The sequence below is a fragment of the Thalassolituus sp. UBA2590 genome (genome assembly GCF_002339775.1).
Classification (GTDB): Bacteria; Pseudomonadota; Gammaproteobacteria; order Pseudomonadales; family Oceanobacteraceae; genus Thalassolituus.
The window spans coordinates 1-3,440 of record NZ_DDKU01000180.1 but is presented as its reverse complement, the minus strand read 5'-3'; the positions used below and the strand labels follow the sequence as shown (position 1 = coordinate 3,440).

Here is a 3,440-nt window from a genome sequence, read left to right as displayed (position 1 = left end):
TGCCAAAGTTTCTGAGACCTGCGCACCATTAAAGTGGCCTGCGGATGTCGATAAAGATGGGCTTACTATTTTAGAATACGATCCGAAGCGTTACGCCTAGGGTATTTCAATCGCATGCTGATCTCTCTCAGGCTAGCGAGTACCAACAGAGTGCAGGAGTTTATGGCGAGCCGGGGGAGCATCCGCCCCAGGCTGCAGTCAGCTTTTATTCTCCTCGCTCAACACTCCCTTCAGAGCAAAGCGATCCTCGAAGTTAAGCATAATGTTCATGGCTGGCTTAAGGTCTGCGACAGTGAGCATAGATACCCTATTATTCAGAATCCCTTGTTACTGGATTTCAGCCATCTCTGGTTAGCTATCGAGTACACCCTGGCAGAGGGAGATAGCTGGCCCAGTGAAGCTGAGAAACAGCGATTGAAGCTCGAGCGCCAGGTTAAGCAGAGGGCTGAGGAAGCAGAATTGAGACGTCGCCGTTTTAAGGTGGTTAAGTAGTCATATCTCTTAGTTTAGCGGCCAAAAAAAAGCCGGCACAAGGTGCCGGCTTTTCTAATTAAACGTCAGTATTACTGACGCTTACCTTCGACATGCAGTTCGATTTCAACGTGAGTCGATGCTGGACCGAGGTTGTAATCAATACCATAGTCACTGAGCTTCAGTTTTGTGGTGCCCATAAAGCCAGCGCGGTAGCCGCCCCATGGATCATCACCTTCACCGATGCGCTCTACCGGGAAGGTAATGCTTTTGGTGACACCGTGCAGAGTGAAGTCACCTGTGATTTCGCCAGTGCCTTCGCCAGTGGATTTAAAATCGGTGCTTTTGAACGTCGCGGTTGGGTATTTCTTAACGTCCAGGAAATCACTGCCTTTCAGGTGCTTATCACGCTCAGCATGGTTTGAGTCGATGCTGGTGGTGTCGATGGTGACTTCGATCGACGAATCTTCAGGTGCCGCTTTATCGTATTCGAATGAACCGTCGAAGTCGTTAAAGCGACCTGTCAGCCAGCTGTAGCCGAGGTGCTGGATTTTGAAGTTGATTGACGCGTGCGCACCTTCGTTATCGATGTCGTAGGTTGCCGCCTGAGCGACAGAGGTCATCAATGCAGCGCCAGAGATTGCAGTCGCGATTAACAGCTTTTTCATAGTTACTCTCCTTTGTGAGTATTTACTTCTGTGGACGGATCATGCGTTTCAGGGTGCCGTCGCGGTTAATAAAGTGGTGTTTGAATGCAGCCAGCGCATGGACAGAGACAAGGCCAATCAGTCCCCATGCCAGCCACTCGTGAATTTCTCCAGCAATGTCCTCCTGATTGTCTGCTGTCAGGCTGGCAGGAACATGAAACAAACCAAAGACATCAATGCTGCGTCCGTCTGCGGTAGAAATAAGATAGCCCGTAATAAACAAAGCGGCGAGGAGCGCGTACAGCCCCAGGTGCGCCAGGTGTCCGGCCAGATTCTCCAGAGGCTTTTCTGACAATCCTTTCGGAGATGGGTTCATCTGGCGCCAGATAAAGCGGGCAGCGACAGCGATGGCCAGCAGAATGCCTGCTCCTTTGTGCAGATCCAGCGAGCCTTTGTACCAGGCGTCGTAATAAGTCAGTTCGACCATGTACAGGCCAAGGCCAAACATGCCGAATACAACAAGCGCAACCAGCCAGTGCAGGGTAATGCTTATCCAGCCGTACGAGTGCTCCGTGTTTTTAAGACTCATATCGTCCTCCATCATCTGCTATCACTCTAGCTGCTGCTGGGTTTGCAAAAAAGGCATAAAAGCGGACAATAGTTGTGCATAAATGCACAGAATTATTTTCTCGGGCCACTTCAGGTTGATGTCATGGACAAAAACATTCGTTGGGACGACCTTCGTATCGTCTATCTGGTGGCTACTTACGGCAGCCTCAGTCGTGCGGGCGAGGTTCTTGGAGTCAATCACAGTACCGCTCAAAGGGCCGTTGGCAGGATTGAAGAGGCTCTCGGTACCCGTCTGTTTATCCGCCACCAGAGAGGCTATCAATTAACGGACGGCGGTCGGCTCTTGGCTGAGCGGATGCGCCCGATCGCGGCTGAAGTGCAGCGACTTTGCAGCACTTTATCCACCGTAGAGAGCGCACCCAGCGGCACCCTGAGAATTTCGACAGTGACCGATTTTTCGCCGTTTTTTGCGCCCTTACTGCACGACTTCCGGCGCGAATATCCACAGATCCGGGTTCAGATCGTTGCAACAGATGACATTCTGTCGCTCGCAGATGGTGAGGTACATGCGTCAGTACGTATCGGTGCTGAACCCTCAGAGCCCGACCTGATCGCAAGAAAGCTGATGCCGGTCGGGCTGTCCTTTTATGCGTCGCAGGATTATCTGGATCAGTTCGGTCGGCCTGCGGACATGACTGAGATCAATGCGCATCAATGGGTGTTACCGACAGGGGATAAAACGCGGATTCCGGCGATACGCCAACTGATCGAGCAGGTTGCTCCGGGTCAGATTGCTTTCCAGAGTAATAGTTTTAATGACATCGAGGCGGCAGTGCGTGCAGGTATGGGGATTGGCCCCATGAGTGTGGTGAATATGAGACACCCGGATGGGCGTGAACAACCTTTGCAGGAAATTCTGTTACCGCTGGACAGTGAGCCATCTCAAATGTGGTTGGTGTACCACAAAGACATGCGCCAGAGTGCGCGGGTGAGGGCATTGCAGGAGTTTCTGCGTCGTCGGATACAGCCTTGATGTAGGTTCGTGTAGAGCGGACTGGATCAGGCTATTTTTGCGTTGTCTGCACGACTCTGCGTATCGCGGGTATCAGAAAGGCCGCCCGGGCCAGAAGGAACAGATGAAACGCAAGCCATAAAAGGGTGTTAGCGCTTACTTCGCCGTTGACTGCCCAAGCGGCAAGCAGCTCTGGGAGTTGCCCCGCAGGTAGTGCCGGAAGCAGGGCGATAGGAAAGAAAACCAGCGCCGCCGCAGCCAGCATTGAATTTCGCATGGATGCGGTTGCCTGAGCTCCGACCATCACACCATCAAGCCAGTAACTGGCGACGCCCGATAAGGGCAGTAGCCAGAGCCAAAGATGCATTTCCTGCAGGCGGGGGAGCACGTCTTCGTTATCCGTAAGCAAACGGAAGAGGTGGTCGCCTGCGAGTACAAAGAGTCCGACGAGGATGAAGGCTGCAATCAGGCTGTTTATGCCTGTCAGTTGGATAGCTTTACGCATCTGCTGCGGTTGAGCCGCCCCCAGAAAACGCCCGACCAGGCTTTCCGCTGCGTGAGCAAAACCATCAAGGGCGTTCGATATCAGAAGAAGCAGGCTGATTAGCACGGCGTTTGCGGCTAATACTTCTGTGCTCTGAGCGGCGCCCAGCGCGGCAAATGATGCGAATACGATCAGCAAAGTCAGGGTGCGGATAAACAGGTCACGATTGATCACAATCATGCGCTTGAGGATGGCT

At 52.7% G+C, this 3,440-nt stretch carries 5 protein-coding genes; 2 read left to right on the top strand and 3 right to left on the bottom strand.

Annotated features, from left to right (window positions below; translation table 11 throughout):
• Positions 1-162: 162 nt before the first annotated feature.
• Positions 163-492: a hypothetical protein gene (locus tag B2067_RS15545; RefSeq protein WP_301389037.1), complete on the top strand. Its 330-nt coding sequence runs from the start codon at positions 163-165 to the stop codon at positions 490-492.
• Positions 493-563: 71 nt separating this feature from the next.
• On the opposite strand, the gene B2067_RS15540 is transcribed toward B2067_RS15545, so the two are convergent.
• Both B2067_RS15540 and B2067_RS15535 read right to left on the bottom strand, forming a co-directional pair.
• Positions 564-1,139, bottom strand: a complete 576-nt coding sequence (locus B2067_RS15540; protein WP_301389036.1) for a YceI family protein — start codon at positions 1,137-1,139, stop codon at positions 564-566.
• A 22-nt stretch (positions 1,140-1,161) separates the two neighbouring features.
• Complete coding sequence (locus B2067_RS15535) at positions 1,162-1,707, bottom strand: cytochrome b (protein ID WP_068436841.1); 546 nt, start codon at positions 1,705-1,707, stop codon at positions 1,162-1,164.
• Between the two features lie 123 nt (positions 1,708-1,830).
• On the opposite strand from B2067_RS15535, the gene B2067_RS15530 reads away from it, so the two are divergent.
• Positions 1,831-2,721 (top strand): LysR family transcriptional regulator, encoded by an 891-nt coding sequence (locus B2067_RS15530; RefSeq protein WP_068436827.1) that lies wholly within the window; start codon positions 1,831-1,833, stop codon positions 2,719-2,721.
• A 31-nt stretch (positions 2,722-2,752) separates the two neighbouring features.
• Here B2067_RS15530 and B2067_RS15525 read toward each other — a convergent pair.
• Positions 2,753-3,440: MATE family efflux transporter (locus tag B2067_RS15525; protein ID WP_301389035.1), on the bottom strand; the 688-nt coding region annotated here is incomplete at its 5' end.